Annotated in this window: 25 protein-coding genes; 6 read left to right on the top strand and 19 right to left on the bottom strand. The window is 46.8% G+C overall.

Annotation, left to right across the window (positions count from 1 at the left end; all coding sequences use genetic code 11):
- The first annotated feature begins 75 nt into the window (after positions 1-75).
- The 3 genes from pepF to ACUC6J_RS08670 are packed head-to-tail and all read left to right on the top strand — an operon-like array spanning position 76 to position 3,402.
- Positions 76-1,872: an oligoendopeptidase F gene (gene pepF, locus ACUC6J_RS08680; RefSeq protein WP_017425846.1), complete on the top strand. Its 1,797-nt coding sequence runs from the start codon at positions 76-78 to the stop codon at positions 1,870-1,872.
- 56 nt (positions 1,873-1,928) lie between these two features.
- A complete protein-coding gene (locus tag ACUC6J_RS08675) occupies positions 1,929-2,351 on the top strand; it encodes a LapA family protein (RefSeq protein WP_016819718.1) in 423 nt (140 codons plus the stop codon).
- A 13-nt stretch (positions 2,352-2,364) separates the two neighbouring features.
- Positions 2,365-3,402 (top strand): M42 family metallopeptidase, encoded by a 1,038-nt coding sequence (locus ACUC6J_RS08670; protein WP_016819717.1) that lies wholly within the window; start codon positions 2,365-2,367, stop codon positions 3,400-3,402.
- Positions 3,403-3,491: 89 nt separating this feature from the next.
- Here the strand turns inward: ACUC6J_RS08670 and ACUC6J_RS08665 are convergent, their stop codons facing one another.
- The 9 genes from ACUC6J_RS08665 to hemE all read right to left on the bottom strand — a co-directional run bounded on the left by ACUC6J_RS08665 (position 3,492) and on the right by hemE (position 13,682).
- Positions 3,492-5,441 (bottom strand): ABC-F family ATP-binding cassette domain-containing protein, encoded by a 1,950-nt coding sequence (locus tag ACUC6J_RS08665; protein WP_016819716.1) that lies wholly within the window; start codon positions 5,439-5,441, stop codon positions 3,492-3,494.
- A gap of 121 nt (positions 5,442-5,562) precedes the next feature.
- Positions 5,563-6,141 (bottom strand): TetR/AcrR family transcriptional regulator, encoded by a 579-nt coding sequence (locus ACUC6J_RS08660; protein WP_016819715.1) that lies wholly within the window; start codon positions 6,139-6,141, stop codon positions 5,563-5,565.
- 65 nt (positions 6,142-6,206) lie between these two features.
- Entirely contained in the window at positions 6,207-7,013 is an 807-nt protein-coding gene (locus ACUC6J_RS08655) for a DUF92 domain-containing protein (protein ID WP_107734324.1), read from the bottom strand.
- Positions 7,014-7,185: 172 nt separating this feature from the next.
- Positions 7,186-7,809 carry a fumarylacetoacetate hydrolase family protein gene (locus ACUC6J_RS08650; protein WP_447250074.1) on the bottom strand — a complete coding sequence of 208 codons (624 nt, stop codon included), beginning with the start codon at positions 7,807-7,809 and terminating at the stop codon, positions 7,186-7,188.
- Between the two features lie 39 nt (positions 7,810-7,848).
- Positions 7,849-8,619, bottom strand: a complete 771-nt coding sequence (locus tag ACUC6J_RS08645; RefSeq protein WP_447250073.1) for a glycerophosphodiester phosphodiesterase — start codon at positions 8,617-8,619, stop codon at positions 7,849-7,851.
- An 81-nt stretch (positions 8,620-8,700) separates the two neighbouring features.
- Complete coding sequence (locus tag ACUC6J_RS08640; RefSeq protein ID WP_447250072.1) at positions 8,701-10,071, bottom strand: CapA family protein; 1,371 nt, start codon at positions 10,069-10,071, stop codon at positions 8,701-8,703.
- Between the two features lie 137 nt (positions 10,072-10,208).
- The gene (gene hemY / locus ACUC6J_RS08635; protein ID WP_447250071.1) at positions 10,209-11,654 is read right to left on the bottom strand and encodes a protoporphyrinogen oxidase; all 1,446 of its coding nucleotides are present in this window, start codon (positions 11,652-11,654) and stop codon (positions 10,209-10,211) included.
- Between the two features lie 7 nt (positions 11,655-11,661).
- Complete coding sequence (gene hemH / locus ACUC6J_RS08630; RefSeq protein ID WP_016819709.1) at positions 11,662-12,603, bottom strand: ferrochelatase; 942 nt, start codon at positions 12,601-12,603, stop codon at positions 11,662-11,664.
- Between the two features lie 32 nt (positions 12,604-12,635).
- Complete coding sequence (gene hemE / locus ACUC6J_RS08625; RefSeq protein ID WP_318301039.1) at positions 12,636-13,682, bottom strand: uroporphyrinogen decarboxylase; 1,047 nt, start codon at positions 13,680-13,682, stop codon at positions 12,636-12,638.
- A 231-nt stretch (positions 13,683-13,913) separates the two neighbouring features.
- On the opposite strand from hemE, the gene ACUC6J_RS08620 reads away from it, so the two are divergent.
- Positions 13,914-15,134 (top strand): MFS transporter, encoded by a 1,221-nt coding sequence (locus tag ACUC6J_RS08620; RefSeq protein ID WP_016819707.1) that lies wholly within the window; start codon positions 13,914-13,916, stop codon positions 15,132-15,134.
- Between the two features lie 105 nt (positions 15,135-15,239).
- Here ACUC6J_RS08620 and ACUC6J_RS08615 read toward each other — a convergent pair whose 3' ends face one another.
- Entirely contained in the window at positions 15,240-15,884 is a 645-nt protein-coding gene (locus ACUC6J_RS08615; protein ID WP_017425857.1) for an O-methyltransferase, read from the bottom strand.
- 156 nt (positions 15,885-16,040) lie between these two features.
- Here ACUC6J_RS08615 and ACUC6J_RS08610 point away from each other — a divergent pair, with 156 nt between their 5' ends.
- Both ACUC6J_RS08610 and ACUC6J_RS08605 read left to right on the top strand, forming a co-directional pair.
- Positions 16,041-17,201, top strand: a complete 1,161-nt coding sequence (locus ACUC6J_RS08610; RefSeq protein WP_447250070.1) for a THUMP domain-containing class I SAM-dependent RNA methyltransferase — start codon at positions 16,041-16,043, stop codon at positions 17,199-17,201.
- A gap of 186 nt (positions 17,202-17,387) precedes the next feature.
- Positions 17,388-19,370, top strand: coding sequence for an LTA synthase family protein (locus tag ACUC6J_RS08605; RefSeq protein ID WP_019686893.1), 1,983 nt, complete (start codon positions 17,388-17,390; stop codon positions 19,368-19,370).
- A gap of 92 nt (positions 19,371-19,462) precedes the next feature.
- On the opposite strand, the gene ACUC6J_RS08600 is transcribed toward ACUC6J_RS08605, so the two are convergent.
- The 9 genes from ACUC6J_RS08600 to ACUC6J_RS08560 form a co-directional block, all read right to left on the bottom strand.
- Positions 19,463-19,732: a hypothetical protein gene (locus ACUC6J_RS08600; protein ID WP_013370464.1), complete on the bottom strand. Its 270-nt coding sequence runs from the start codon at positions 19,730-19,732 to the stop codon at positions 19,463-19,465.
- A gap of 93 nt (positions 19,733-19,825) precedes the next feature.
- Complete coding sequence (locus ACUC6J_RS08595) at positions 19,826-20,047, bottom strand: DUF1450 domain-containing protein (protein ID WP_013370463.1); 222 nt, start codon at positions 20,045-20,047, stop codon at positions 19,826-19,828.
- A 23-nt stretch (positions 20,048-20,070) separates the two neighbouring features.
- The gene (locus ACUC6J_RS08590) at positions 20,071-20,373 is read right to left on the bottom strand and encodes a heme biosynthesis protein HemY (RefSeq protein ID WP_013370462.1); all 303 of its coding nucleotides are present in this window, start codon (positions 20,371-20,373) and stop codon (positions 20,071-20,073) included.
- Between the two features lie 207 nt (positions 20,374-20,580).
- On the bottom strand, positions 20,581-20,847 hold the full coding sequence (locus tag ACUC6J_RS08585; RefSeq protein WP_017425861.1) for a hypothetical protein: 267 nt from the start codon (positions 20,845-20,847) through the stop codon (positions 20,581-20,583).
- A 136-nt stretch (positions 20,848-20,983) separates the two neighbouring features.
- Positions 20,984-22,237, bottom strand: a complete 1,254-nt coding sequence (locus ACUC6J_RS08580; protein WP_447250069.1) for a M14 family zinc carboxypeptidase — start codon at positions 22,235-22,237, stop codon at positions 20,984-20,986.
- Positions 22,238-22,356: 119 nt separating this feature from the next.
- Positions 22,357-23,166, bottom strand: coding sequence for a glutamate racemase (gene racE / locus ACUC6J_RS08575; RefSeq protein ID WP_107734330.1), 810 nt, complete (start codon positions 23,164-23,166; stop codon positions 22,357-22,359).
- A gap of 209 nt (positions 23,167-23,375) precedes the next feature.
- Entirely contained in the window at positions 23,376-23,699 is a 324-nt protein-coding gene (locus ACUC6J_RS08570) for a YtxH domain-containing protein (protein ID WP_447250068.1), read from the bottom strand.
- Between the two features lie 96 nt (positions 23,700-23,795).
- A complete protein-coding gene (locus ACUC6J_RS08565; RefSeq protein ID WP_016819697.1) occupies positions 23,796-24,443 on the bottom strand; it encodes a helix-turn-helix transcriptional regulator in 648 nt (215 codons plus the stop codon).
- 8 nt (positions 24,444-24,451) lie between these two features.
- A complete protein-coding gene (locus tag ACUC6J_RS08560; RefSeq protein ID WP_447250067.1) occupies positions 24,452-24,886 on the bottom strand; it encodes a DUF86 domain-containing protein in 435 nt (144 codons plus the stop codon).
- Positions 24,887-24,904 lie beyond the last annotated feature (18 nt).

Below are 24,904 nucleotides of genomic sequence, written 5' to 3'. Positions count from 1 at the left end.
GTTTCTTCGTTTTGGCATCCGTCCCTTACCGCCGCAGCCCTATCCCACATTACGTTCGATCAGAGGAGGCTCTCCATGAGTGAAATTGTAAAACGCGCTGATGCGCCAGTGGAAAATACATGGAAACTGGAAGACCTGTTCCCCAACCGCAAGGCATGGGATCAAGAATACGAAGAAGTCAAACAATTGGCCAAAAAGGCTGCTCAATTCCAAGGCAAGCTCAATTCAGCCGAAGCGATTGGCAACTGCTTCAAACTCGAAGATGAGCTGTCACTTAAAACCGAGCGTGTATATGTGTATGCCCATCTTCACCATGATGAAGATACGGCTGAACCTACATATCAGGGTCTTTCGCAAAAAGCTAAAAAACTAGGCGTGGAAGTCAGCGAGTCTCTTTCATTCGTGACACCTGAAATTTTGGCGCTGCCCGATCATCAGCTTGATGCCTTCATTGAAGATCCGAAGCTTTCGGATTATAAGTTTACACTTCAAGAAATGAAGCGGGAAAAAGCTCATATTTTGGGCAAAACAGAAGAAGCACTGCTCGCTCAGGTTGGCAATCTGGCTCAAGCCCCGCAAACAATTTTCGGGATGCTTAACAACGCGGATCTGAAGTTTCCGAAAATCAAGGATGAGCATGGCAAAGAGGTCGAGCTGACTCATGGTAGCTACATCCAATTTCTCGAAAGTCCACACCGCGAAGTACGTGAACGTGCTTTTAAAGCGGTTTATGACACATATGCCAAAAATAAAAATACGATTGCCTCTACATTGAGTGCTAATGTGAACAAAAATATTTTTTATTCTCGTGTTCGCAAATACCCTTCCGTACTGGAAATGTCACTATACGGTGATAATATTCCGAAAGAAGTGTATACGAATCTTATTGATACGATTCATGAAAGCTTGCCCCTGCTTCACCGTTATATCAAGCTGCGTAAGAAGCTGTTAGGCGTGGATGAGCTTCATATGTATGATTTATTCGCTCCGCTTGTGGACGAATACAAGATGGACATTACGTATGAAGACGCCAAAAAGCAAACCAAAGAAGGCCTTAAGCCTCTGGGCGAGGACTATCTGGCTTCATTGCAAAAAGGCTACGATGAGCGCTGGATTGACGTATACGAAAATGAAAATAAGCGTACAGGCGCCTATAGCTGGGGAGCTTATGGCACCCACCCTTATGTGCTCCTGAACCATAAAGATAACCTGAACAGCATGTTCACGCTTGCGCATGAAATGGGGCATGCGTTGCATTCGTACTATTCAGACAACGCATTGAAGTACCGAGATGCACAGTATACCATTTTCCTGGCTGAAGTGGCTTCCACTACTAATGAAGCCTTGCTGATGGATTATTTGCTGAACAAGTCTACCGATCCAAAAGAGAAAATGTACCTTCTCACCTACTATGCGGACCAATTCCGTACAACAGTATTCCGTCAAACGATGTTTGCGGAATTTGAGAAGATTGTACATGAGCGTGCTGAACAGGGAGAATCCCTTACACCGCAGCTTTTGTCGGAGATTTACTATGATTTGAATGTGAAATATCACGGACCTGGCATGAAGGTAGACAAAGACATAGAAATGGAATGGGCACGAATCCCTCATTTCTATAACAGCTTCTATGTCTACAAATATGCTACTGGCTTCTCGGCAGCAACCAGTTTTTCGAAACAGATTCTGGAAGAAGGCCAGCCAGCCGTTGACCGTTACTTAGGCTTCCTGAAGAGCGGTGGCAGTGATTATTCAATCAATATTTTGAAGAAAGCTGGCGTTGACATGTCCTCTCCGCAGCCGATTCGCGAAGCCATGAGCGTATTTGAAGAAGTCATTACGGAAATGGAAAAGCTAACTGAAGGAAAGTAAAACCGTGCACACTTCGAATCCCGCATTAAAAAGATGCACGGATAAATCCCTTGTCCATGGAGGACAAGGGATTTTATAATGTAACGGGAGGAGGTGGCATTTTGAAAACACAATGGTCTTTGATTGCAGCACTTGTTATAGCTTTGTTAACAGCTGTTTTTGCTGTTATTAATGTCAATTCGGTTCAAGTGAACCTTCTGTTTAGCAGGGTCAGCATTCCTTTGATTCTGCTTATTCTCGGTTGCACTCTTTTAGGTGGACTTATTGTCGGTTCTTTCGGAATCTTCCGTCAATATAGGCTTCAGAGAGAGATCAAGCGTCTGACTAATCAGCTTCATACACTACAAGAAGAGCACACATCGGCAGTGGAAGCATACGCGAATGTGTCCAATGACACGACTGGTTCTTCCAGCACGGTGTCTACATCCGACCCAGGTATAGAGCAACCGTCCTCTAACCCTGATCGGTTGTCCAAATGAGGAGGAGCAACAAATGACAATTCAATTCAATGAAAACTATATCATGAGCTTTTTAAATCAGCTTTTGAACACGCCCAGTCCTAGCGGATATACACATCATGTGATGGAGCTGATTCGTAAGGAAGCCGAAAAGCTAGGGGTACCCATCGAATGGAATGCAAAAGGTGGTGCTATCCTGACTCTGGAAGGTGAAGAAACGGACCATACAGTGGCGCTTAGCGCGCATGTGGATACATTGGGGGCGATGGTTCGTTCGATTACAGCGCAAGGTACCCTACGCCTGACATCTGTGGGTGGCTTCATGATGAACAGCATTGAGAACGAATACTGCCTTATTCATACCAGAAGCGGACAAACGTATACGGGCACTATTCTATCCAGCCACCCATCCGTGCACGTCTATGATGATGCACGAAGCTTTGAGCGCAAGGAGAGCCATATGGAGGTACGGATTGACGAGCTTGTCGAGTCGAAAGAAGACGTGCTTCAGCTCGGTATTTCGGTGGGCGATTTTATTTCGTTCGAAGCGCGCCCAGTCGTAACGCCCAGTGGCTTTATCAAGTCGCGGCACTTGGATGATAAAGCCAGCGTAGCGGCACTGTTTGGTTTATTAGAATCATCTGTACATGGAGGCTGGAAGCCTCGACATACTGTTAAATTGCTCATTTCCAACTATGAGGAAGTGGGGCACGGAGCGGCCTACATACCTGAAGGAATCAGTGAGATGATTGCTGTCGACATGGGCTGCATAGGTGAAGATCTGAGCTGCAAGGAAACGGACGTTTCCATCTGTGCCAAAGACTCCTCAGGCCCTTACGACTATAACATGACGACCCGTCTGATTGAGCTGGCCAAGGAGCTGAATATTCCGTATGCGGTAGATATTTATCCGCACTATGGTTCAGACGCTTCGGCTGCGCTTAAAGCAGGCAATAACATTCGTGCCGCACTGATCGGACCTGGCGTACACGCCTCTCACGCAATGGAGCGCACGCATAAGCAGGCCGTATTAAACACTGCCCGTCTGCTCGTGGCTTATGTAACAGCCTAACCATTTTATGCTGCATGGAAAACAGGTGCACATACTTCTACTTCTACAAAAAAGCAAGCCTCCATCTAAATGGAGACTTGCTTTTATTTTTAAGATTTACTTTGTTCAATTTGCTCGGCTAGCTCATTCAAATAGGTCCAACGTTCCATTTGGTACTCTAGATGCTGTTCAGCCTTCGCTTGCTCAGCCATCAGCTCCTGCAACCGTGCCGAATCGCTGAAAGATTCCTCCATCTGTCGCTGAATGTCGACCAATTTCTGTTCGGCTTGTTCAATCAGCTCATCAATCTGCTCATATTCCCGCTGTTCCTTAAAGGTAAATTTAAGCTTGGGTTTATTTGCCCCATTGACTGATTCGGAAGGACCCGCAGACTTAGGTGCAGAAGACCGATTCGAGGAAGCTGTGCCCGGCGAGACAGACGTATTCGCAGAAAGCTGTGCATTTTTACTGATCCATTCTGCATACTCGCTATAGTCGCCTACATGTACACGTACCTGTCCATTCCCTTCGAATGCCAGTATTTTGTCCACGGTCCGATCCAGGAAATAACGATCATGGGAAACGATAAAAACTACGCCTGGGAATTCATCCAGATAGTCTTCCAAAACGGAAAGAGTCTGAATATCGAGATCATTTGTCGGTTCATCCAGCAATAGTACATTTGGTGCGGACATAAGGACACGCAGCAGATACAAGCGACGTTTTTCGCCCCCGGACAAACGAGAAATAACCGTCCATTGCGCACTTGGTGCAAACAGAAAACGCTCCAGCATCTGCGCAGCTGTAATCGTCGAACCATCTGCCGTACGAATCACTTCCGCTTCTTCCTTAATATATTCAATGACACGCAAGGATTCGTCCATTTCCTGATGTTCTTGAGTAAAATAACCGAGCTTCACAGTTGGTCCCAATACAACACTGCCGGAATCTGGTTCTACACGCTGGGCAATCATTTGGAGCAGAGTGGATTTTCCACTACCGTTAGGTCCCAGGATGCCCACACGATCACCAGGAACCGCAATGTAACTCAAATCCTGAATCAGCTTACGGGAATCTACCGATTTGGACAAATGCTCGATCTCCAATATCTTTTTACCCAGACGTGTGGAGGCCACGGACATATCTACAGATCCAGAACGAGCTTCCGGTTGCTGATCCCTAAGCTGCTCATATCGGTCAATACGCGCTTTCTGCTTGGTCGAACGTGCCTTTGCTCCTCGACGAATCCAGGCCAGCTCATTACGCAGCAGGTTCTTCCTTTTTTGTTCCGAAGATGCTTCCCGCTCCTCGCGTTCTGCCTTCAGCTCCAGAAAACGGGTATAGTTAGCCTCATAACGGAAAAGGCGACCATGATCCAGCTCTAACATGACATTAGCAACTCTATCCAGAAAATAGCGATCATGCGTGATCATTAACAACGCACCACGTCTCTTTTGCAAATATTGCTCCAACCACGCAACGGAATCATTATCAATATGGTTGGTAGGCTCGTCCAAAATGAGCAGCTCACAAGGTTGGATCAAAGCCGCAGCCAAAGCAACCCGTTTACGCTGACCACCAGAGAGAACGCCCATACGAGACTCAAACTGAGTGATTCCCAGTCGGGTAAGTATATTTTTGGCCTCGCTCTCCAGCTGCCATGCTTGGAACGTATCCATTTGCTGACTTGCTCGCAGCAGGCGGTTTTGGAGCTCCTCGCTACCCGGATTCAATTCCAGTAATTCCATCGTTTCTGTATATTCACGCACTGCTTTCATTTCAGGCTGGTTGCCATGAAAAATATGCTGGAGTACCTTCATTTCAGGATCAAACTCCGGATTTTGTGCCAGATACTGAATTCGCACATCGTTGTTCACTGCAATATTACCGTCATCTGGCGGCTCTAGGCCGGAAATTACACGTAAAAACGTTGATTTGCCAGTACCATTTACACCAACAACCCCTATTTTGTCGCGCTCATCCATACCAAAGGAAACATCCTCGAACAACATTTTCTCGCCGTAGCTTTTGGTTATATGTTCAACGGTCATAATATTCATTACAGATTCCCTACTCTTCCCCAATTTTGTGATGCATCTTGTTTATTTTAACACAGACACAGCCAATGATTAAAAAAACCGTTAGCTGAACAAAGCCAGTACGGTTTTAAAAGACCACATGTCAGAATTTTTGTACTCCGGCCTCACAGCCATGCATAAATAAATTAGCTGCCAATGCAGCCGTCTGATCCACGTCACATGCACGGAAATTTTGGTTCAACAAAATATCCATTTTTAGGCGTTCCATCATACCAATGAATGCCTTGGCATGAAATTCGGGCTGCGGCACACCCTCTGACGCCAGTTTATTTTTGACCAGATCGGTATAGTCCTGAATAAATCCCCGCATAAACTCCATAAGATCAGGGTCACTATTCGGAGTCATAAAAAATAATTTAGTATGCTGCTTGCGTTTGTAATAATAGTGGAGATGCAAATTCGCCATCCGCAGCAGTCCCTCTCCCAAAGTACGATTGACCAATGCACCTTGCATTTCGGATAGATATTGTTCGCAATCTCTACGTGTGACTGCTGTAAATAACTGCTCTTTACTTTTAAAGTACAAGTATACCGTGCCTTTAGCAACACCCGCTTGTTCTGCAATTTCGGAAATTTTGCTTTCATAAAAGCCTTTGGTGCCGAAGACAGTGTAAGCGGCGTCCAAAATAGCTTCATATTTATCTCCGTGCATATCCCCCATCTTTGCACCTCCTGAAACAATGATTGAAGCACGCAGTTATTCTCTAGAACGATCTCCAGCCTGGCTCATAGCATAAAGAAGATACCTGCAAGAGCGACCAATCCTCCGAAAATAGAGCTGATGCTATTCACCCGATCATTGCTCATCCAATGCCAGCCTCGTAGATAGACTGTCGTTTGCCCACAATGCGAGTCTACCTCTACTTCCCGTTTGCAAACTGGGCAGAAACGCATCAACTGCACTGTAGCACCAAGATAGGAATCAGCGAAGGCTCCAGCACTGCCAGATAACCCTCCGATCAGTGCCCACAGCCATATTGGCAATTCCGGCATACCTACGGCGTATCCAAAGCCCCATGCGCCTATACCGATCAGTATGCCACCGGCCAAGGCCGCAGCCGTTCCCAATACAGATACTCCTCCCGAGGTTCCGGGTGCCAGCACCTTCCCGGTAAGCACCGAACGAGGCGGCTTACGACTCAGGCTTCCAAATTCCGTTGCCCACGTATCAGCTGTGACCGTAGCCATAACACCGACAAATGCTAGTTGCCAGGCAACATGAGGCCATATCGCATAACCTAGGCATAGCAGCATGCCTAAGCCCCCATTGGCCCACACTTGTCCTGCATCCCGGTTACCGGTTTTGGCATATGACTTTTCGAGCTCAGCCTTGCGCTCCTTTTTGAACTTCGACAATAGAGTGGACGTGATAAAGAATAAGAGCAATGTGCCGAACCAAAACAGGTTGCCTGCCCCATAATACACAGTTCCCATCAGTACAGCCGCAGCAAAGCCGGATAAGGTTAAGGATTTTTTATAAAATGCAGCCCCCGCCACTACAGCAGCGGAAAGCAACCCAATGATCCAGTCCATGATATACCCCCGCATTTGAGATGAATCTCTGTTTTTCGCTTTTAGTTCTGTAGGTTCTGTACATCATTGTACAATGCTATACGCTTATATAAAAGCCGTGCCCCATGCTTTCGCACAGGACACGGCCTTCACAAGGCTTTGTAAATCATATTCATTAATGCCTTCTGTAGATTTAACCGATGATGAAGCTTCCCTGACGGTCACTCCCCCAATAAAGCTCAAAGTGGTCCCCGCTCGCTGTAGGCCCTACACCCGCCGGAGTGCCTGTAAAAATAATGTCACCCTCACCCAGTCCATATTGAGTCGCTATATATTCAACGATGTGCTGGATGGAAAAGATCATGTCCTTGACATGCCCACGCTGCACCTCTTGTCCATTTTTGAGCAAGGAAAAATCCTGCTGCTCCAGCATGTCCAAGCTCTCTAAAGGCAAGAACGGTGTCACAGGTGCAGACGATTTAAAGCCTTTGGCAGCAGTCCATGGATGACCTTTTTTCTTGAGCGTACTTTGTACATCACGCAGGGTAAAATCAATGCCAAACGCAAAAGCGTTCAGACACGCATCTGCGGTCATGCCTGGTTCGTAGTTACGTCCTACAGCCACCACCAGTTCAGTCTCAAAATGAATATCTCCCTTACCCTGAGGAAGCTCCAGCTTAGCACCATCCAATGGCACAACCGCATGAGATGGTTTCAAGAAAATCATCGGTTCTGAGGGAACATCATTCCCCAGTTCCTCCGCATGCAACTTATAATTGCGTCCGACACAATAAACATTACGAATTTCCACATTCATTACGATCCGTCACCCTTTCTGCGTATGTAGTCCAATTGATTAACGAATAAGTTTACGTATATAGTGCCACAACCGGGACTTGGAAAGCAAAAAAACCTGCTCCCAGCGATCCGGCCAGTTGGTACAGATCATCAATTCAGGATGCAATGAGGACAATCTCCGCATGATACGCCGGTCATCCACCGTCCACGCCATGACCGTAATCCCCCGCCCGATCAAATCTTTCAAGAGCTTTCGGTCCAACCGTGGATAACCCATAGATAAAAATGTACATTGTAAATTTTCTAATTGCTTTGCCAAATCGTCTGGACGTGCATCAATAATTAGCCCGGTACGGATTTCGGGTGCCAGTTCTTTTGCTCGGCGCAAGGCCGCACGCTCAAAAGAGGTTAAAACCACCTCACCCTCCATCCCCCTAATTATAATTTCACGAAGGACGGCTTTCTCTAGTCCCGGATACATATCACCAGCAGTTTTGAGCTCAATATTGAGCGATACACGTCCCTGGCACAAATCAAGCACTTGGGCGAGGGACGGAATAGGTTCCCTGTGATATTGTGCATTTTTCCAGCTACCTGCATCGAGTCGTTGTAAGTCTTTCCAGTCTGCATCCTTTACTCGTCCCGTACCGTTCGTCGTTCGCTCCAGCGTAAAATCATGAAAGACCACCGGAACACCGTCCTTTGACAGCTGTACATCCAGTTCAATCCAGTGCACAAAAGGCTGTTCCAGCGCAAGCTTAAAGGCTGCCATCGTGTTCTCGGGAGCAATCCCCGAGAAACCGCGGTGAGCCACGCACATATGATTCATCCCGTTATGACCTCCATTCACAAAGGAGTCGCTCATACGATCGTTCCGTCCATGTCCATATTAACAATTTCTTTCTTACTGCTACTGAACGCTTACCGTACCATCCACACCTATCGAGACATTGCTTGGTGACAGTGCCGCTACTTTCTGCAAAATTTTGCTGGCCTCCGCATCCTTCAATGGAATCGGTTGACCCAGGTCCGCTCGGTAAGGGGTCAGCTTCATCTTACAGTCCCCGTTCCGGGTACAGGTGGCCTGAAATATCGCTGTATCCCAGGTGGCTGGCACCGTTGATTTAGAAAAAATAAAATTGCCTGTGCTGTATGCAATCCATTTGCCTTTATATTGCTCCATCCCTTGTAGCACATGAGGATGACCGCCAACGACAAGATCAGCCCCAGCGTCAATAAAAGCGTGAGATAACTCAGTTTGATGGGGCTCAAGTGCAGTGGCTCGCTCCTTGCCCCAATGGGCAACCACAATCACCAAATCAGCCTGATTTCGTGCCTCACGAATGGACTTTACGATCGCGGTCGAATCATAAGCCCCCGCTACACCGGGCTGCTGGGCACCTGCATTCCAGTTGGCTTCAGGCATGACACGTGTAGCCCCCAACAACGCAATTTTAATCCCGTTACGTTCAAAATAATGCGGCGCATACGCTTCTTTGGCATTGCGTCCAGCTCCAGCATGGGCTATACCCTTTTCATCCAAATAGTTCAGTGTATCCAGTAATCCGCTTGTCCCCTGATCCAAAATATGATTGTTGGCCAAATTTACAGCATCGATCCCTGCCGCTGCCATTGCAGTTAGCGCCTTGGGCGAAGATTTATACACATACGTTTTATTTAACGCACCAATGCCATTAGGGGTCACCGGTGTTTCCAGATTGGCAATCGTTAGATCGTCTTTATGGAACAAGCTTCCGAGATATTGGTATGGAAAATCAAACCCATTCTGCTCCAACCTCTGCTCAACTTTACCAGAGAACTGCACATCCCCTATGAAGTGAAGTGTAACTGCTGGAGAATTGCCATCATCGTTGTTTGCATCCTTTTTTGGCGAATCCTCCTGTGCTTGCCTGTCTTTCTCCGAAGATGATTTTGCTCCTGAAGAGCTGCCTTCGGAGGCATTGGTGTCGGGCGTTGTCACGGGAGAACTGCTTGTGCCTGGAACGGTAGATTCCTTCGTTTCATTAACTTCTTCACTTCCTGAGGGAGTAGGGTACTCATCATCATTAGCAGACCCCGTTTGGATGTTCTTTTCAGTTTGCGAATACTGGGCGTTTTCCGCAAGAGAATCACTACTATCGCGTTCAAATATGTAATAATAACCGAAAAGACCTACGATCATTAGCAGCAAGACCAGATTCGTAATGATCCAAGCCTTGCCTATTTTTGGTTTTTTTGCTCTCTTTCGACCTTCATTTCTCTGTGACCTGGGAGGGTACATTCTTCACTCCTTCTATGCTACTACATATGCATGAATTCCTTATTAGCTGGCGAATTTTACACCTTCTCCATTATATATCAAATTTCTATATAAATAGAACCCCTCGCCTGGATCGCGAAGGGTTCATTATCGAACATTTATACCTCTACCTTAACGACTTCCTGCTGTGCCGCTTGAACAGCATGGGAAGCCCATTCCTTGGCCTGACGGATACAGTCTGGCAAACCGATCGCATCATAACCAGCGCCCAAAACGTACACACCTGGCATCGCACTGCGCAGTTCTTCCCGCAGATCAGCTATAGCCTGTGGGTGCCCCACCGGATATTGCGGCATGGAATTGCGAAGACGTGTAATTTCCGTGAACAACGGAGTTGCTGTAACCCCCATCATCTCTTTCAAATCCTTGCGTACCACCGCAATCAGCTCATTATCCGGTAATTCTACTGTTTCTTCAGCACCTGCTCGCCCTACATAACAACGCAACAGTACCTTATCGTCCGGGCTGGTATGTAGCCATTTGGCGGACGTCCACGTACATGCAGTCACGCTACGTCCTTCCTTGCGAGGAACCAGGAAACCGGAGCCGTCAAAGACGTTTTCAATATCTGTTTTATCAAAGGCCATGACTACGTTCGCTACGGATACATATTTTACAGCTTCCAGTGCAGTCACATTTACATGCTCTCGCAGTAGCGGCGCAGCAGCGAAGTTAGGAGTCGTTACAAAAATATCGTCTGCCTCCAGCGCCTCTCCATTGTCCAACATAACGCGATAGGAACTTTCTTCATTTTCAGTCGTCTTTGTGAATTCGGTAACAGCAATTCCGGTGCGTAAATCACAGTCATATAAATCATTCAGCAATGCATGCACCAAACTTTGCAAGCCTTGACGGAAGGTCAAAAAGGCGCTTTTCTTGGTACCTGTATGCGTTTCAGCAGGGTTTCGACCTGTCATCATTCCGTGAATGAGGCTTCCATATTGCTGCTCCACCTCAGCAAACTGTGGAAAAGTAGCCTGCAAACTTAGCGTCTTCATGTTGGCAGCATAGATTCCCGCCAGCAGTGGCTCGGTTACATTCTCCAGCACTTCTTTGCCCAGTCGGCGTTCAATAAAATCACCCAACGCCTCGTCTCCCGGTTCACGACGAGGCGGAATGACAAAATCCATCATAGCCCGCATTTTTCCACCTAAAGAAATCAAGCCACTACGTAAAAAGGGTTTCAGTTCTGTTGGAATACCCAGCACCAGCCCAGGAGGCATCGGATGAAGCCGACCTTCATGCAAAATATATGTCTTTTTAGCCTCAGGGTTCGTGCTTACTAGTTCATGATCCAGCTCCAGCTCTTTTGCCAGGTCGATCATGGCCGTTTTACGGGCCAGAAAAGAATCTGGCCCCTTTTCAATGACAAAACCATCTTTATGCAATGTTTCAATTTTTCCGCCCAGCACGGAAGCTTTCTCCACCAGCGTAATTCGAGGTGTGTAGCCAGCTTCTTTGTACATTTTCCGTGTATAAAAAGCAGTGCTAAGCCCGGTCAAGCCTCCGCCTACAATTACAATATTACGTACCTTTTGCTCCATTATGTCCTCATCCCTTTTTCCATTGGTCTATGATGACATCACTAAGCGTCTCCATATACAGTGGGTCACTGTTGAGTGAATCAATACGCTGAAAACGCATATCCAGTTCCTTTGCCAAAGCCTGTGCTTCAATATCCAGGTCGTATAACACCTCTAAGTGATCAGAAACAAAGCCGACTGGCGCAGCCAGCACATACTCCACTTGCTCTTCCTTCAGACTGTGCATGGTATCCAAAATATCTGGTCCCAGCCATGGTTCTGCTGTACGGCCGGCACTTTGCCACGTAAACTGCCAGTTGGTAATTCCCGCCTTATCCGCGACAGCCTGCGAAGTAGCCATTAATTGCTCCACATAAGGATCACCCATAGCCAAAATCCGCTCAGGCAAGCTGTGCGCACTGAACAGAACACGAACTTCGTCCCGCTTGGCTCCCGCTTCTTCAAAAAGCGCCAGTTTCGCATTCACACGCTCAGTCAGCGTCTTGATTAGCTTTGGATGAAGATAATAGCTCTCCACAAACGATATGGCCAGATCCAGTTCCTGTGCCTTAGCCTGTGCACGCTTGATATAAGAGCCTACACTCATAACGGAATAATGCGGAGCCAGCACGACACCCACCGCCGTACGAATGCCATCTTGCACCATCGCTTCGACACCGTCCTCAATAAACGGCTTGGCGTGTTTGAGCCCCTGATAACAGACAAATTCTATGTCCGGGTTGCGATTTTCCTGGTTTAAGGTTTCCTGCAGGTTGTGAACCTGTCGATCTGTGTTCTGACGCAACGGAAACACGCCGCCCACAATGGCTTCGTAGCGATCTTTTAATTCTTTCAACTGCTCCGGTGAGGGAGCATGACCACGGCGAATATGTGTATAATACGCTTCAACCTGGTCCAGACTCTCCGGCGTCCCGTAGGACATGACCAGTACACCCACTTTGGTTTTCATTGGCAGATCCCTCTTATCTTTTCTAGTTGTATTTAGTTCTTTGACAAAACAGAGCGAGAATACTCATGTACATAATCGGTAAGCTCTCTTAGCTTATCTAGCGAGGCTTCAGGAAATAAGCCGTGACCAAGATTAAAAATGTAGCCCGGCTCCAGGATGCCTTCATCTACAATGGTTTTTGCATACTGCTTGATCACATTCATCGGCGCAGTAAGTACATAAGGGTCCAAATTCCCCTGTACTCCAAAACTGTTACCCAAGCGACGACGGCCTTCAGGTATACTTACCCGCCAGTCCAGTCCAATCACATCGGCTTTTACCCCGCTCAAATGCGGAAGCAATTCACCGGAGCTTACGCCTGGAAAATAAATTTTAGGCACATTCAGATCAGATAACTCATGGAAAATACGTACAATGGTCGGCAACACAAAAGTTTGAAAATCATAAGGCGAGAGTGCACCTACCCAGCTATCAAACAATTGAAAAGCCTTACCGCCGTTAGCGATATGGGCCCGCACGTATGTAATAACCATATCCCCTAGCTTATCCATCAAACGACGCCACAGTTCAGGCTCTCCATACATCATCGCTTTGGTGCGAATATATCCCTTGGAGGGTCTTCCTTCTATTAAATAGCTTGCAATAGTAAAAGGCGCTCCAGCAAACGTAATCAATGGCACGTTCAACTCACGGTCTAAAATACGGATGGTTTCCAAAATATGACCCAAATCGCGTTCTACATCAATCGGACGCAAGTTGTCTACGTCTGCAGCTGACCGGATCGGATTATCAATAACCGGGCCAATATTTTTGACAATATCAAAATCAACCCCTAGCGAGGCTACCGGATTCATAATATCAGAATATAAAATTGCAGCGTCCACCCCAAGCTTGCGGACGGGCATCAACGTCACTTCTGCGGCCAACTCGGGCTGGCGACAAATTTCAAGCAGCGTATATTTTTCCTTAATTTTGCGATACTCAGGGTCATACCTTCCGGCCTGCCGCATGTACCATACGGGAATATGATCCACAGCTTGCTTGCGGCAAGCGCGGATAAAAGTATCATTGTAGGTCATGACTTCAGCCTCCAGTTCGAATCATAAATACTATATTTTATTATGCCCTTTTTCAAGAGTCGTAACAACCGCCGCTCTCAAACAAACCATGACAAACCCATGACATTTGGATAAAGTTTCAATGAAGTGTGCTATACTAGAGAAATGGCTTTTTTAAAGCTCCGGGAAAGTTATACATGAATAAGCACCTTTACAACAGGATGAGAATGGCAGAAAGGAAGTGAAAGCACATTGAAAACGTGGGAGACGTGGAAAATCAATCTCATTGTGCTTTGGTTCGGTCAGTTTCTGGTCAATGCGGGAATTACAATGATTACTCCGTTCCTTGCCCTGTATTTGGCTCAAGACCTCCATGTGAAGGGCGAGCACGATATAGGTCTGTGGGCAGGAGTTATTTTTGCAGCTAACTTTTTGACCTCGTTTATATTTCAGCCATTATGGGGCAAGCTGGCCGACCGATATGGACGTAAAGTCATGCTGCTTCGCTCAGGCTTTGGCATGGCTCTGGTCATCGGGTGTATGGGTTTGGTCACCCACCCATGGCAACTGCTGGCGCTTCGCCTGCTAAACGGTACAATTTCGGGTTTCAACCCGGCTTCTATTTCCCTAGTGTCGGGTACCACTCCCAAAGAGCGAACCGGATTTGCTATGGGAATTATGCAATCCGGTCAAATGGCTGGCACGATTCTCGGCCCTTTGCTAGGTGGATTTTTGGCTGACTGGGTGGGATTCAGACCGATCTTTTACATTACAGGAGCTCTTATTTTCCTAGCCTCTCTAATGGCAATGTTTTTGGTTAAAGAAAATTTCAGCAAAGCGGAAGCCGCACGAATTCCACAAATTTCGGTTCTTGCCGGATTAAAGGAGCTAAGCCATACGCCCCAGCTTCCGGCTTTGTTCACCGTAACGTTCTTACTCCAGTTTGCTATGATCAGTACCGTTTCTCTGCTACCTTTGTATGTGCAAAAGCTATATGGCTCGGCAGAAGGAATTGCACTAGTTGCCGGATTCGTTACCGCTATTACAGGCGTATCCAATATGGTAGCCGCACCGCTCCTTGGACGATTAAGTGACAAAATAGGAGCACACAAGATCTTGACAATCGCACTGCTTGGAACGGCAGTTATGCTCATTCCGCAAGCTTTTGTCAATGAAGTATGGCAGCTTGTCATTATCCGTTTTTTCATGGGTGTGTTTATGGGCGGTCTGCTACCAAGCGTAAATGCGCTGATTCGCACCTATACACCTGAAGGAATGGAAAGCCGCTCTTTCGGATTCAATACCAGTTCGCTGGCGCTCGGGAATATGCTGGGTGCGGTCATTGGCGGAGTGCTTTCCGGATTTATCGGCATCGAAGGACTGTTCATTATGTCTGGTGTGCTGCTGATCGTCAATATCATCTGGGTACGTATGAAGCTTTTTGATCGTAAGGCTACGCCTCATTTCAGGTAAGACAACCTTCAGGTAGGACAGCCTGCCTTAACAGACAAGAACCTCCGCTCCACGTTACTGTGGATAAGGAGGTTCTTTTGGTATAGCTTCACTTAGGGACGCCCGTTACTTCACTCGTGCCAATGCCAATCCATCATAAGCTGGCAAAAGTGTACTGACTAGCCGTGGGTCCGTTGCTATCGTTTCGTTAAAACGTCTCACGGCCTGTACGGCAGGTCCGTTCTTGTCTGTGTTCAGTGTCCGTCCCCGAAGAAAACAGTTATCTCCGGCAATTATAGCGCCTGGATTGGCCAGTGCAATCGCATACTCTAGATACACTGGGTAATTTTCCTTATCCGCATCAATGAAGAAAAAATCAAAAGTCTTTCCTTCTTCCTGAAGCTTCTTCAGGCTGTCGACTGCGGGTCCAATACGATACTCGACACGATCACCGTAGCCATTGTTTTTCAGATGTTGATGAGCCAGCGCTGCATACGCCTCTTTTAGCTCCAGGGACACGATGCGACCTTTCTCTCCCAGCCCACGGGCCAGGCATAATCCACTGTACCCTCCTAATGCTCCGATCTCCAGTACCTGCTGTGCGCCTGAGACTTCAATGAGAAAGGTCAACAGCTTTCCATAAGGATGAGCAACCGATACCTCCGGCATCCCTTCCTTAACAATAGCCTCCCTAATGTTGCGCAGCGCTTCATCTTCCTGTACCAGCTGGTCTACATATTGTTCAGGTGTCATATTAGGTGTGATTTCCACGTTTCATCTCTCCTTCTTGCTTTATCATAACGCAGGTTGGACGCGGTGTCCTTCGTAAATTATTTGCCTTAACGATTTGTCTCTTCGAGTACAATGACCTATACTATAGGGATTGAACCAAGCTTACATGATTATGAGACGGAGTGAATACGTTTAATGACTCAACTGCAACTAATTGCAACTGCGCCGATGGGACTGGAAGCCGTTGTGGCCCGAGAACTCAGAGAACTGGGGTACATGGATCTGACCGTCGAGAATGGCCGCGTCGTTTTTTCCGGAGATTATAAGGATATATGCCGATGCAACCTGTGGCTTCGCACATCTGACCGCGTTCTTATTAAAATGGGCGAATTTGCTGCAACTACCTTCGACGAGCTGTTCGAGGGTACTAAGGCATTGCCTTGGCAGGATTGGATTCCTGTAGATGGTGAATTTCCCGTAGAGGGACGTTCACACAAATCACAGCTTAGTAGCGTACCAGCCAGTCAAGGAATCGTCAAGAAGGCGATCGTAGAGAAACTCAAGGAAACCTACTATACAGACTGGTTTGCTGAAGATGGTCCTCGTTACGTCATTGAGGTCATTCTATTGAATGACCGTGCACTGATAACGCTGGACACAACTGGTCCAGGACTGCACAAACGAGGCTACCGCAAGCTTGTTACAGAGGCGCCTCTCAAGGAAACAATGGCTTCTGCTCTTATTCAGCTTAGTCGCTGGAGCCCGGATCGACCCTTCTATGACCCATGCTGCGGTTCCGGTACTTTATTGGTCGAAGCTGCTATGCAAGCCTGGAACATTGCTCCAGGCCTGAGACGTACCTTTAACTCGGAAGACTGGCCTGTTATTGGTAGAGAATTATGGAATCAGGCTCGCGACGAGGCGATGGATCTGACTCGTGATGACATTCCTTTTGAGATTGCAGGTAGCGATATCGATCCTAGCGCTATACAAGTTGCTGAAGCAGCTGTAAAAGCAGCAGGCTTTGCTAAAGACATCCCACTAAAGGTGCTGCCTGCCAGCAAGGTTAGGCTTGAGGGCCAGTATGGTGTAATGATTACAAATCCACCTTACGGCGAAAGACTGAGCGAGCAAGCCGAGGTGGAAAAGCTGATTCGTACACTCGCACGCACGGCAGCCGAAATGAAGACTTGGTCCTTCTTTGCCATCAGCTCCACCAAGCAATTTGAGCATTATTGGGGCCGCAAAGCCGACAAGCGCCGTAAGCTGTTTAACGGCCGAATTGAATGCCAATACTATCAGTATCTGGGCCCTCTGCCTCCGCGCCGCAAAGATACTTCGCCGTTGCAGTCCTAAATGTTCGAGATATAGGCCAGGAAACGAACCCTTTGTTCGTTGTCCTGGCCTCATTTGTGCCGTGTTTCTTTACTTAATCATTGAAATGCGCAGGATGAGCGCTATAATAATTAAAGGCATTTCGGTTTTAACATTACGTTAATGTGTAGTTTATACTAGCCGAACATTTCTGCCGGAGGGGGTAAAGTGTTGGTTATTCGCACGACCAGTGCAAGACGCACTGGTAACATGTTCAGCAGACTGCTGCTGTCTCAATATTTCGGTTTAGTTCTGTTTTTTGTACTTATGATTGGCAAGCTTGTACTGATTCACTATAACCTGCATGCCCAAAATATCGACATGAATCCGCTGGATTATGTCATTGCTATTGGGTCGCTGTTGCTTGTAAGCTTCTGGACCTTGTGGCTGCCACGTCGCGGACGTTTGATTGCTCTTGTGGTGCTCGATATATTGCTCACCGCGCTCATTTATTCCGATATGGTTTATTATCGGTATTTCCAGGATTTCATTACGATTCCCGTTTTGCTTCAAGCTGGACAAGTTGATTCTCTGGGTGGAAGCATCGCATCCCTTATGTACTGGTGGGATATTTTCTTTTTTGCAGACTGGATTTTATTCATTCCGTATGTCATATTCGTGGCTTCGTTACGGCGTCGGTTTACAACGAATGATCATTACTTGGAAGCATCACGAAGCTCTTTCACAAAAAAATTTCTGTTTCGCTTCTCCAAGGGGGCATTGGCTTTCCTGATTGGCTATGTTTTGACATTTGGACCGATCAAAATATATACCTCCACTTGGGCAACCGGCATATTTGTCGGCAACTGGTGGTCAATGGCCTTGTACAACGTAACCGGATTGATCGGATTTCATGGATATGATATTTACCGCTACGGTCAGGACCATCTTGGGCCACAGCCTACATTGGCTCAGGTGGAATCCGATAAAGATAAAGAATGGTTCAATCAACACCAGAAATTACTTCAGGTAAAAAATGATCTCTACGGCAAGTATAAGGGCAAAAATGTGATGGTCATCCAAGCTGAAGCGTTCATGAACTTTTTTATCGGCAAACAGATCAACGGTCAAGCAATTACACCTAACTTTGACAAACTGACGAAAGAAAGTATGTATTTCAATAATTATTTCCATCAAACTGCACAGGGTCGTACATCGGACGCAGACTTCTCTACCCACGCTTCGCTGCATCCGCTCCCTACGGGTTCTGTATTTATCCGTTATGCGGACCATAAATTCGATACGTTGCCTTCCATCTTGAAGGATACAGGTTATAGTCCTAATGCGTTTCACGTGTACGACAGCAGCTTCTGGAACCGTTACACAATGTATAAGGCGATGAACTATGACAAGTTCTACAGTAAAAAGGATTTTAAAATAGATGAGCCCCTCGGCTGGTCCCTGGGAGACAAATCCTTTTTTAGACAAACGCTCAACGATCTCACAACCGAAGTGAAGCAGCCGTTCTACGCCTATATGGTCGGTATTTCGAGCCATCATCCGTACAACCTGTCACCTGACGCTGTAGATTTGGATGTTGGCGAGTTTGAAGGTACGATGTTCGGAGACTATCTGAAATCCGTCCATTACGTGGATGAGGCTTTGGGTGAATTGGTAGATCAGATGAAGAAAGACGGATTGTGGGATAATACGATTCTAATGTTCTATGGGGATCACGACAATTCCATTAAAGACAAAGCACTGTATGAAAAGTTTTTAGGCAAGCCACTTACAGATTTGGACATGCAGAAAATCATGAACCAAGTGCCATTACTTGTGCATCTTCCTGACGGAAGTCAGGCGGGCACGTATACAGAACCGGCAGGACAGCTAGATCTAACGCCTTCTGTAATGCATCTACTTGGGATTTCTACAAAACCATATCATTTTATGGGTAACGATTTGTTTAGCGGAAAGCCTCGTATGGTTGTGCTGCGTACTGGTGCTTTCACGGATGGACGAGTGTATTACATTCCATCTGAGGATGGTACATTCTCCAAGGGAACCTGTTACAATCTGAGCACAGGACAACCTACAGATGTGAACGCCTGCGGGCCGGGCTATACTGAGGCTCTCAATCGATTGAACATATCCGATCAGGTCATCACATACGATCTTATTCGCGAATGGGAGACTGAAGCCAAGAAATAACAAAAATCCCGATCCATCAGCTTGTTAGGGCTGTGGATCGGGATTTTTGTATTGACAGTCATTGGACTGCGCTTGTTACCATTAACAAATACTCAGGAACGCAACGTTTTTTTAGCCTGATCAAGACGTTGTACCTCTTCACCAAGCATTTCCTCAGCAACTTCTACTGCATCGTCACCAAGGCTATCCTTTGCCTGCTGTATAGCATGCTCCGCATGAGTGCGAGATTGCTCCGCTTGCTCAATCAGCTGTTCAGCCGGATGTGACAATGCCTGAGACACGGCATTATGGAGCTTGTCCACCGAGTTTTGTGTTTGAGCTTCGACACTGTGATTGTCGAGATTGGAATCATATTGGGCCATGAGTCACTCCTCCTTCTGGGCATGGTCTACATTCATTAGCATGGATCAGAAGGAGGGGAACTATTCAAAAGGTGCCAACGATGCGCACTCGAACTATTTTATAAAGCGTGCAGCCTTCTCTAATACTTCATCCTCTGTGGCCGCACTCACATAACGTCCGTTCACATACACAAACGCCCGTTTTCCACAAGGACCGCAATACGACTTGCAACCGATTTTGATCTCCGCATCGGGTGCCATCTTTTTCAACTTAGGCAAGATCGTTTTTAAGCGGATATGATTGCACTCATCACATACGCGAATATCATTGGCCATCTGTCATCCCTCCGAGCTCCGGCTTAGTGGTCGCCGTGATTACCTTGGGAAGGGTTAGTAATAACAAATCCTTCTTCGGGGAAGTACAAGTAATCAATTTTCACACCATCCAGCAACGGCTGACCGCTTTCCAAAATTACATCAATACCTTTATCTGTAGATACAACAGTATCTGTTTCCTTAGGCGTGTCCAAATCTAGCCCATAATGAGCATGATCTCCATGAGCATGAGTAATAACAACGCGCAGGCTCTTCCCTTGGTTCTCTTCCTTATCCAATTCAAGCTTCAATACTTTAGCTGCATTACGAGTAATTTTGCAGTTCATTAAACTTCATCTCCTTCATATTCATTAAATGAAATGTGGTTCGATGGAAATATATTCACACCACACAACCTAGCGGATAAAATCAACAATTCCAAAAATTAGCCCCTCTCCTTGATGAAAAGAAGTTGTGCAGCATAGCACAAGGCAATATTCCTATTGTAAAGAAAATCGCAAAAAATCGCAATCATGAAAATCATAAGTTTACATCTATCGAACACGTACGTGCTGTTTTTCAATCACATCAGGATATTTTCGTTCAGCACGGGTGACGAACCAATTCATAAGCAATAACGTCACACCAATGTCGTCAATGGGCATAAATGGCATGACATCAGGCAGTATCCAATAAAGCAATACAGGCACCGCAAAAAGTAGTTTTTCACCCAAAGGAATCCTCGAAGAGGTAATCAATCGGGGAATACGACGAAATACATGTGACCACTGACGGAGAGATAGTAGTTTTTTCCACTTCATAGGTTGTTCACTCCATTTCCAATGCTCCTAAGTATATATACCCTATGGAAGGGACAAGTAAAGAGGAACACGTGTAAAAAACGTGCTCCTCCTAATACGTGTAAATGATGCAATACGTTTCAGCAGGTCCGATCTGTTACCATGACAGCACCGTCGCCATTAACATGCCAACTTCTGCTGCAATATCCTCATAATCACACATAGGCAGCGGATTTACGCCCAGACCAACTTCAACGGTAAATCCCGGTTTACCAAACCGTTGTATAAACCAATCCTTATACCCTGCATCGCTTCCCCCCAGCTTTACCGCCCGATACCCTGTTGCGGCAGCCAGCTGCAATGCCCAATCTCGGCTCTCCTTAGGCTCTAGATCTCGATAATTCCAATAGATTTCCTGTCCCTGGCTGTGTATGGATAATACCATGTCGAACTGTTCGCGCTCCGTTAGATTGGCAAGGGCCTTGGACTCTGGCTCAGACAAAGGTGCAGGTCCTGCATAGTCTCGTCGAGACGGACCTGTTTTACCGCGTCTGCGCACCTCCTCCTCCCAATACGCCGGAAACTGATCGTTGAGGTCAACACCGCGAATATTGGCCTTCCAGCCACGAAAATTAGCACGTCCTTCATTCCATTTTCTGAGTTCATGATACAGCGGATGAGTTGGGAGTACACCCTGTTGCACCAGCTCCACTCCATCTGGATTGACCATTGGTACCACCCATAAGGATGTATGCTCCATTAAATCCTGCGGAGAGCCTCCATACACCCATGGATTTCCTTTCTGTTTCCCCCATTCATCGTGAAGTTGCTCAGCATCCCGTCCTTCAGCCCCATCAATCCCTCGTGCATATTGTTCTATAAAACGCAGCAAACAAGGTGTCGTCAACCATTCGTTAGCATGTACAGAAGCGTTGGCATGAATTTTCCTCGTTCCCTGCCCAATCCGTATATAAGGGATATCCTTCCCCATGACACTGGTGCCAATGCTGCCAACTTCAATAAACGGAAATCTGTGGACCAATGCCTTCAGGTCTTCCATTAAATCTTCATAGCTATACTCTCCACGTAACCGTACAATCTGATCCCGATGGTCTTCAGGAATGATAATTATCTTTCCTTCCACGAAATTATGCTCCGCAAGTCCCGAATTAGCGAGCCGCAGCTCAACAAGCTCTACACCGAACTGTTTGGCAATCTGTCTTGCATTCTCCCCAGGCTGAATAACGTATTTACGATCCGTAGACGGACGAATATATAGCAATTGACCACAAATCAGATAGGGTTGCGTGGCGGCCCACGGATTATCTGCGATCAAAGTATCCGCCGATAGTTTAAAAGCCGAGGCGACCCGGTGCAATGTATCTCCTTTTTGAACGATATATTCCCTCATCTTACTACGCCCCTTCCATCTGCCTTACTGCATGTTATGCAGACGCTGCGTGTCTTGATGTAGCGAAAAGCAAAACAACCAACTTCTTTTGTCCAATGACAAAAAAGTTGGTTGTCTCGTTAATCCAGATGAGTGACTTGCCAGACAACAGGCGTTTGCCGAATCTGCTCCCCAAGCCACTGTGCGGCAATGCGCTGGAACAACTCTGGATCGCCGGAACAAAAAAGCTGATGCACTGGCGTTTCGTCCCCGGCCTCCAATTTGCCCTTGTTATACAAAATGGTACTTGTCTCGCGCGCTGTTTCATCTGCCGAGCTAATGAGCTTCACCGCAGGACCCATGACTTCCTGAATCGTTTCCCTCAAAAAAGGATAATGCGTACAACCAAGAATCAGACAATCAATCGGATACGTTTGAATAGGTCTCAATGATTCCTCCACAACCTGCGATGTCGTTTTGGAGCGGAACAACCCTTGTTCCACCAAAGGCACAAGCGCAGGGCAAGCGTGGCTCACCACGTCTACATAGGGAGACAACTGCTTGAGCGCAGCTGTATATGCTCCGCTTCGAATCGTACCGACAGTTCCGATCACCCCGACATACCCGGTAGCGGTCGCACTGATCGCAGCACGAGCCCCAGGGTGGATAACTCCGATCACCGGAATGGATACCTTTTGGCTTATATACTCCAATGCCGCAGCCGTTGCTGTGTTACAAGCAATAATAATGACTTTCGGATTAAACTGAATCAGAAAATCAACCATTTGCTCTGTAAATTTTTTAACCTCTTCCGATGGTCGGGGACCATACGGGGTGCGCGCAGTGTCTCCAAAATAAATAATTTTTTCCCGCGGAAGCTGACGCATGACTTCTTTAACAACCGTCAAACCTCCTACACCGGAATCCAATATTGCAATCGCTTGCTGCACGTACACACCGCTTCCTTTTTTGTTTAAATATGAGTTGTTTCATCTCGGAAATCTTTCTGCTGCTACATAACTTATGTCGTATTAGCGTAAAAGGTACCCCAAAAGATTACCCTAAAACGAGGAAGCGATCAACAAAAAGGCTTCACCCCAACGGGAGAAGCCACAAACTCAAGCTATAGCCAGTTGTTTCACCTACGATATACAGACAGTTACAAAGCATCTTCATCCGTATTCTCTTCAACAGGCACGGATGAAATGCCAACCTTTGAAGCAATATCACTCTTTTTACGCCATTGACCTAATTCATGAATGACGGCTGAAGCTGTCTCCTTAATTTTGTCAGTATACTCGATGGAAGTATCTGAAATTTTCCCCACAAGCTCCTGTCCCTTATCACTCACGTGACGTGCCTGGTCTATAATATCCTGACGCAGCTCGCGACCTGACTTAGGAGCAAATAACAACGCAGCAACCGAACCAGCAATGCTGCCTACCAACGCGCCACGGATAAAGCTTTTGCAGTTCTCTTTCATATTCATCTCTCCCTTATGCCCGGGCGAATGCCCATCTGTTAATGCATTATAAGCATGGAGAGCCTGTCATGATACAGAGAACAAGCCAGAAAATTTCTACTTATTTTTGGAGCGGATACGATACAAGCAGCAACGACCTCCATCCGCCAAACAATCCTCACGGACAACCTCGGCATCAAGCAGTTCCTCAAACATTTGCTGTTCGCATTCACAAGCCTTGCGGTAACGATTGGCGATCTGAGAGATCGGACAATTGTATTCCATAATAGAGTAACTGCCATCCTCTTCCTCACGCCACTCTGCCATATAACCTGAAGCGTTCTGGATGCCCGAAAGCTTTTCCACACGTGAAGCTAGTGTAGACTCACTCTCGATGTGAGGGGCGTAGCGCTTCATCATTTTACGTTTTCTACCATCAAATAACGAGTGTACAGCTTCCATTCCCTGCTCTTCATCCAGCTCCTCTAACAGTTCCAGTAATAGATGATCATAATTACGAGGAAACTGCTCGCTTCCCTGATCGCTCAGGCTGTACAAAAACGTTGGGCGTCCCATCGCCTGTCTCAGGATCGTAGCCACAATCAGACCATCCTGCTCCATCAATTTGAGATGCCTGCGCACCCCCATTTCGGTAATGCCCAATTGAGCTGCCAAGCTTCCGACGCCCACAGGTCCCTGGGTTTTCAATAGTGTCAAGATCATGCGCCTAGTGGGCATTTCGGGTACGATATACTTATCCGTCACTTTTGCCTTTACACTCCCTCAGGACCCAATTCCTTATTTAAATAATCGTGCACGCTAGATACAAAAAGCTCCAGCAACCCAGGCAGCTCAGGTGTGAGTGGGTGAAGGCTTGTCCGGTCCCAATAAAAATACTCCTGTACTAAGGGTTTGCGCAAGGCTACCAGCTCTAATAGTGAATGAAATACGGTATCATCCAATACACCTTCCTCATGAATGATACCGATAATGTCCTCATAGCTACTGGCGTCACGCATAATAAAACCGTCGATGATATAGCTCCCTACGTCCGTTACCGTCTCAATGGCCAGATGAAGACACCGCTCCTGCACTAGCCCCTGCAACAGATCGCCTTTCCAGGCGGCGGATGTCTGGCGAAGGCCGTCGACAATGTCGGGAACAGCCCCTAGTCGAAGCTCAATTTGTTCCCGGTTGACATAATACAAAGTTCTGCACCTCCAGTA

It is taken from the genome of Paenibacillus sp. JJ1683, assembly GCF_053006485.1.
This window is presented reverse-complemented; position numbering and strand designations above follow the sequence as displayed.